The following is a 6,933-nucleotide window of genomic DNA, read 5'->3' on the forward strand; positions in this document are numbered from 1 at the left end:
ATACACAGGCATGAAAATAGTGGCGGAAACTCACCATCTGCAAAAGCGTGGAAGCATATGGCATTATTATCGCCGGGTGCCGCTTCCGCTCGTGCCGTTCATCGGCAGGGCGTTTATCAAGAAGTCGCTCGGGGTCTCTGACCTCAAGCAGGCCAAAGTCCTGCGCAACGCCCTCAACGTGAAGGTGGACGCACAGTTTGCAGCCGCCGAGCAGGCTCTTGCGTCTCCGGGCAAGACAGGCGATGTCGCGCCGGTCTCACTTGTAGTCCTGACGGAACACCTGCGGTCTCACATCGAGAGAATCGACCGGCGCTCCGCGCAACGATTGCTGTCCGATCCTCCCGACAGCGAGGAACAGCGTAGCGAGATGCGCATGGATGCAGAGATCACGGCGCAAATCTTGCGGAACCGCGATGATCCCCGCGCCTCAGAGTGGGTTCTGAGCACGAGTAATGCCGTCCTTGCCGAGGCCAAGGCACCGCTGGTTTCTGAAATGACGGTCGCGCAGTTCGAGGAGACTGTACGCCGGGGGCTGCTGGAACTGGCCACTCGCCGGATCTATCGTCTGGATGACGCCTATGATCGCACTCACCACGACCCGCTATTTGACCCCCAGCGCGCGCCTAGCGTTACCTTCGGGGAACTGGCGGATATATTCTGGGCGGAGCGCCTCCAGTCCTATGAGACAAACGGTGTCAACCAGAAGCGGATCGACAAGGTGAAGGCTGAGTTGTCCTTCATCCGCGAGGCAGTGGGTGATAACATACCGCTATCTACGGTCAACGACGACACCGTGCAGTATGTTCGTGGCCTGCTTGCTTCGCTGCCTGCGAACCGTCGGAAATACTATCCGAAACTTGACATCACGCAGGCCATCGAACAGGGAAAGAAAGACGGAAAGCGCGTGATCGACCCGGTAACGCAGGCGCGCTACCTCGACTGCCTGCGTGATATTCTGACCGTGGGGGTGCGGAAACAGTATCTGCGCGGTAACCCGGCCTTGGGGATCAAGCCGATCAAGAAATCAAAGACCCCTGCCTCTGCCAAGCGCGCGCCGCTGTCGGTCGAGCAGATCACCGATTTTTTCAACGGAACGTTTTACAGGTCCTTCGCCGCCGGTGCGCCGAAGCCATATGTCAAGCGGGATCGTGCGTGGCGTTTCTGGCTCCCGCTAGTCATGGCCTTTTCCGGGGCGAGACCGAAAGAGATCGCACAACTCATGTGGGCGGATGTGCAGCAGACCCCGAATGGGACTTGGTATCTCAATGTCATCGAAACCGATGACGAAGACGGCGAGGCTCCGTCAGAAGGTATAGGGGGCAAGACGGTAAAGACAGAGAGCAGCCGACGCCGCATTCCGGTTCACCCCGAACTGGTCCATATCGGGTTTTTGGGTTTCGTGAACCAGCAGAAGAAAAAGGCCGGTCACAAGAATGCCCGGCTGTTCCCCGGCTTGAAGCCCGACCATTATGGAAACGTCGCCACCTATGCTAACCGGCGGTTCAACGAGGTGTTCCTTCCAACCGAGATCACGCTGGCGAAGAACCAAGTGTTCTATTCCTTCCGGCATTCGGTTCGGGATGCTATGCGCAGAGTGAAGGTCCCGAGTGAAACGCTGCTGGCCGTCACCGGATGGTCTCCCGCTGGCAAAGCTGTCAGCGACGATTATGGTGACGCCGGAAACCCGGATCTGCATATCGAGTGGGTGGAGAAGATCCACTATCCCGGCTTAGATCTCTCGTTCCTTTATGGCGCAGGGACAAATGTCTGATGAGCGACATTTTCCGCGACAGGGGATTATTTAGTTAATCTCAATCCCTGCAAGGGTTTTCCGGTGCGCCCGATGTTCTCTGAGAGGCGCTTTCCCACATAGGGACATTTGACATTGCCCGGTTGTCGCCGCCGAGAGGAAATTTGTCCCCGTAGCTATAACATATTGTGAATTATAACTTTAACAGATCTTCGCTCGCATTTTCCTTCCCTGTGGCATGCCAACAGATACGTTATCGGAGGGCTTAACGGACCTGCTCCCCTTCACTCAAGGAGGAACTGAATGTCTCAGATTGACCCGATGGAACGCTTTCGGGAAGCGCTCGCCCACACAATCGCTAATGGGGGTATACCCCCCGTCCGAACCCCATTTCCATCACTCCATGGCAGGCAATGAGCCTGTTGCAAAAGGCCGTCCGGCGCGGGCGGCTGGAACTGGCGTTACAGGCGGCCTCTACCCTGCTTGAGATCGCCCCAGATCGGTTTTGGCGACGTGCGGGCGTTATTGCATTCGAGGACATCGGCGTGGCTGACTTGCCAACGGCAGGCATTGTCACGGTGGCGCTGGAGGGGAAGCGGTTCCGGCAGCGTCTCGGCGGAGGCTGGGTGGTCGCAGCAGCGATCACCACCCGTATGGCTATCAGCCCGAGGAACCGCGCAGCCGACGACCTGTTCTGCCTGCTGGAAAGCTGGCCTGGCCTGGCCGATAATCGCCAGCGGCTCGAAAACCTGCCAATCCCGCGTCTGCGTCTGATCGCCCTGACGACTGAGCATCTGCCACTACGGGCATTGGCACTGCGCATGATATTCTCGGATCGGCGGCTGGATCTGCCACGCCGGGGCAGCACCGACATCGGGTTCGACGTTCTGGATGAACTCGGCGTTGCGCCCACGACCTTCGCCGTCACCCGCGAGGGTTATCGCCGCACCGGCGAGATGCTTGCTCCGCTGGTCGCGCTTCTGACCCTTGAAAACGGTTTGAGGGATAAGATGCAGGACGACCCGCTGCCACCCGAGACTATGATTGGCCCTCTGCCCGGTTGGGCGCTGGATATATTCACCCGCGAAGGTCGGGCCGCCCTGGCGAAAATTTTTCAGATCGACGCAGGCATCAGAAAGTGGGCGACGGACGCGCTGCCTGCCGCCGGTCGGGTCGAAATGCTGGCGCAGGCGCTGTTCCGGGTCGAAAGCGGGATGTGCCTGCAACGGCAGGACGGGCCGACAGGAGAACGGCTCCGGGAATTGATGGAGCGTGAGTGCATGGGGTTGTCCCCGGATCAGGCGGATGAGGTTCTGGCCCTGATGCGGGGCGCGATCCCTCTGCTGAATACGGCCCGGCGGAATGTGTTGGGAGGCCAAAGCCATGCGTGATCCCATTCTAACCCCGGATAATCTTCAATTATCAGAGGCCAACACAGGCCAAACGGAAGCGGGTATTACGGAACGATTTGCAATTAATTGCACACACGATTTGTTCCCTTCGACCTCTCCGATCCAACTGACGGAGGCTGCCAGCGACCTGCTGGCCCATGCCATAGCGCCGAACACCGAGCGGGCCTATCACAGCGATCTGCGCCATTTCCGGGACTGGGGCGGGGTGCTGCCCGCGACCCCTGCAACGATCTGCGCCCATATCGGAGACCAGGCCGGTCGGCTTGCGGTAGCAACGATCCTGCGCCGGATTGCCACCCTGTCGGGGGTGCATTCTGCGTCAGGTCTGTCGAACCCGTGCGAGACCGAAATCGTAAAGGCAGCCCTGCGCGGGTTAAAACGGAAACATGGTACGGCCCAGAAGCAGGCAAGGCCGCTGCTGCGGGACGAACTGCTTCTCGTCCTCGACCGGATGGGCGACAGCTTACGGGATCGGCGCGACCGTACTCTCCTGCTTCTGGGGTTCGCGGGCGGGTTTCGCCGGTCCGAACTCGTGGCGTTGGAGCGGGGCGATCTGGAAATCACCCGGCAGGGGCTGATCGCCACCATCCGCCGCAGCAAGACCGATCAGGACGGTGCGGGGCGGCGCATCGGCATTCCCCGCGGTCGCACCCGCCATTGCCCAGTAGTGGCGGTCGAGGCATGGCTGACAGTCTCGGGAATCTACGCAGGCCCCTTGTTCCGCCCGATCACCCGACATGGCCATGTCGTCCCCGAGGCCCTGACCGGCGATGCCGTCTCGGCCCTGCTGAGGGAACGGTTGGACGCGGCCGGGATAGACCCCAAAGGCTACTCCGGCCACAGCCTCCGCGCGGGCTTCGCCACCAGCGCGGTACAGGCGGGAGTCTCCACCCTGCAAATCCGCGCCCAGACCGGCCATTCGTCGGACGCCGTGCTGGCACGGTATGTCCGGCAGGGGGAACTTTTCACAGGGAACGCGGCGGGAGCGCTGCTGTAGAGATGGGCAGAAAGCGGTCTGACGGCGGTGCAGCACAGCATTAACCGCGAAGCTCAGAAAGCGGACATCGGTGCGCGGCGCAGCGAACCACGGTTGTGGTGGGCTCATGGGGGCCTGACGGTGCCGAATCTACTTGTTCTTCAACATGCTCCTCGGAGCCCATCGCGGACATTCAGGCTAAGCACATTAGATGCCTCGCTGCGGCAGGTCAGGAAACCACAACCAAGCTAGCCGCTCGGGAGGGCGATCGCTGTGATTACCCCCCTTGGTGTAACTTGCCATAGACATTATTAACTTTTGCGGACACAATCGTTGGGTATAGTGCCGAGATTTTGAACCGACGCTGAAGGAGTGCGCTGCGTGCCGATAGTCCTATCTTCGATTAACCTGAAAGGCGGAGTCGGGAAAACGACGATCGCTGTAAATTATGCCGCATATTGTGGAAATAAAGGTCGAAAAGTTCTTTTGTGCGATCTGGACCCGCAAGCCAATGCCAGCTTTGGCATGATCGGAGTAGAAGGGTGGGAGGCCCATGTTGCAAAAAAGGGAACAGTAGCTGATCTGTTGGGTGCAAGGCGACACAAGAACGCGCAAGGTGTAGCGCGGGGCTTCAATGATGTCGTGATTAAAGACGCATGGAAAAATGTGGACCTAATCCCCTCGCATCTTGACTTGTTTACTGTCGACCTCGACCTGGCCGGTATTACCGCTCGCGAATTTCAACTAAAGAAGTCATTAAAGGACCACATCGAAGATTATGATATCGTTATATGCGATTGCCCTCCAAATCTAACACTGCCAACGCAGAATGCGCTGGCAATCAGCACCAACTACACTGTGCCGGTGTCGCTTGACTATCTGTCAGTGCTTGGAATTGGCCTTCTCTTGAGCCGCATCAACTCACTATCTGAGGATCTTGATGTTGACCTGACAAATTCTGGCATAATCATCTCAAGGGTTGGCAGACCTGCAAAGCATCGCGCCGAAACTGAAAGTGTAGTACGCGGCGAGTTTAATGGGAATGTTCTATCTGGGAAAATAACTGATCGAACAGCAATAAGCGCCGCAATGGAAAAATCACAGTCAATATATAGCAGCGGAGATCAGTTGGCGATTGCTGAGTTCAACCATATATTCTCTGAGCTTGATCAGAATTTAGGGATCAAATGAAAACGTATGAACTCGCCAAAGCTCTTACTCATTTGGCCCGCGTTCTCCGCGCTGGACCAAACATTGAATTTGATGACTTGACCAATCTTTCCACCTATATATCTCATCAGAAACCACCAAGAGTAGTTCGTGAAAGCCCCGAAAAGCGAGACGATCTTGAAAAAGGTACCGGCCTAGCCTTATTGGCAGAAATGGCGAGTTACAGTAAGCAAGAGCTGCTTGACCTCACCGCTCAATTGGGAATTCCTATTGAGGTTCGGAAAGCAGATGCCGTTCGTGACGTCTTGGGGAAAACTCTAAAGTACATCCAGGACAATCCTGATTTCCGCGAGCGCATGGTGCATAGCGTGACGACCAAGGGAAGTGAGACTCGCACCTCATCTCTTGCCCGGGCATTGTCAATCTTGATGAATCAGCCATAACCCTATGGATAATGAAATACTTGCAAACGCCAAGACTTTTCGGGATGATCTTGGCGCTAAATTTGCCACTAACCTTGCAGCAGTTTCCGGCCATGGCGGCAATCTTCTGGATGAATCTTATGCGCGCCTCACTGTATTGCAAGCGTGGCGTGTATTCGTACTCGATGAAACCCTGTCTTCTGATGCACTAGGGTTTTATTCCGAAGCCCAAAATGACGGACTCACATCATCTGTTCTTATGTCCGCTGGTATGTGGCGCCCTGCGATGAAGTCACTTCGCAGTATGATCGAAAATATTTTGCATTGCCTATACTTTAACGACCATCCAGTCGAGTATAGGCTATGGGACGCTGGAAAGTATCGGCCGACATTCAAAGATTTATTCGATTACTTCCTTTCTCACCCAGATATATCAGGCCTGCCTGAGAATATTAAGGGGGTGCCAGAGCTGAAGATACACTATCAGCATCTTTCGAACGTGGTCCATTCTTCTGCGCGAGAGTTTCGCATGACCAGTGAGATCGAAAATCTCAAGCTGTAGAATATCACCGCTGACGGCGTTGGCAAATGGAATGCAACGCACAAGAAAGTTCTGCGTGACTCGAATCTTCTTATTTTGGCTCTTTTGGCTGTCCATTTGAAGGGCGCAGCGCGGAAGGGGCTTCGAGAGGCATTGTCGATCACAATCCCAACCACACGTGATTCTGCAATAAAGGCGTCGCTGGGAGTGAAAATTATACGATAGAATTTCTCGTCGAATGTTCTGAGAAGATCGAACCATCGCGGATAGGATGGCGTTTTGATCATTTACACTGTTCGCTTGAACAGCAATTCAGTCTAGCTAGATTTCTGGAGCTGCGTTGTTGTGCAAATGTCAGACGGCTCTCCCTGTCCCGTTCCCCTCCATCTTGATCGGCTGCTTGCTGCAGAGCAGGAAGAACGGCCGTTTCCGGGAGTGCGGCAAAGCAGCATAAGTCGAGGTCGACCGGCGGCAAAGGGCCGAACCGGCACGGGAGGCATAACAGACGTTCTACCTATACAGGCGTCTTCTTTCCCGGCCGCTTCTGGCGTGGGAGCGCCAGTGCTGAGCTACTCCCCGATCCTTGGACAGTTTTCGAGGATGTTTAAGCTACTGCCTGCGCCTGCTGGTCGGTTTCGATGCTGTTGAAGTAGACCACGGCG

The 6,933-nt window shown here is 56.2% G+C and carries 6 protein-coding genes; all 6 read left to right on the forward strand.

What is annotated here, in order from left to right:
* Positions 1–10 precede the first annotated feature (10 nt).
* The 6 genes from XINFAN_RS06205 to XINFAN_RS06230 all read left to right on the forward strand — a co-directional run bounded on the left by XINFAN_RS06205 (position 11) and on the right by XINFAN_RS06230 (position 6,292).
* Positions 11–1,771 carry a site-specific integrase gene (locus tag XINFAN_RS06205; protein ID WP_124085623.1) on the forward strand — a complete coding sequence of 587 codons (1,761 nt, stop codon included), beginning with the start codon at positions 11–13 and terminating at the stop codon, positions 1,769–1,771.
* 392 nt (positions 1,772–2,163) lie between these two features.
* Entirely contained in the window at positions 2,164–3,141 is a 978-nt protein-coding gene (locus XINFAN_RS06210; protein ID WP_124085624.1) for a hypothetical protein, read from the forward strand.
* The gene (locus XINFAN_RS06215) at positions 3,134–4,159 is read left to right on the forward strand and encodes a site-specific integrase (RefSeq protein WP_124085625.1); all 1,026 of its coding nucleotides are present in this window, start codon (positions 3,134–3,136) and stop codon (positions 4,157–4,159) included. Before XINFAN_RS06210 ends, XINFAN_RS06215 begins: the two co-directional genes overlap by 8 nt.
* Positions 4,160–4,519: 360 nt before the next feature.
* Entirely contained in the window at positions 4,520–5,329 is an 810-nt protein-coding gene (locus XINFAN_RS06220; protein ID WP_160144552.1) for a ParA family protein, read from the forward strand.
* Positions 5,326–5,751: a hypothetical protein gene (locus XINFAN_RS06225; RefSeq protein ID WP_124085627.1), complete on the forward strand. Its 426-nt coding sequence runs from the start codon at positions 5,326–5,328 to the stop codon at positions 5,749–5,751. The genes XINFAN_RS06220 and XINFAN_RS06225 overlap by 4 nt, the downstream gene beginning before the upstream one ends.
* A gap of 4 nt (positions 5,752–5,755) precedes the next feature.
* Positions 5,756–6,292, forward strand: a complete 537-nt coding sequence (locus tag XINFAN_RS06230) for a hypothetical protein (protein WP_124085628.1) — start codon at positions 5,756–5,758, stop codon at positions 6,290–6,292.
* Positions 6,293–6,933: the final 641 nt, after the last annotated feature.

The organism is Pseudogemmobacter humi (genome assembly GCF_900609055.1).
Taxonomy (GTDB): domain Bacteria; phylum Pseudomonadota; class Alphaproteobacteria; order Rhodobacterales; family Rhodobacteraceae; genus Pseudogemmobacter; species Pseudogemmobacter humi.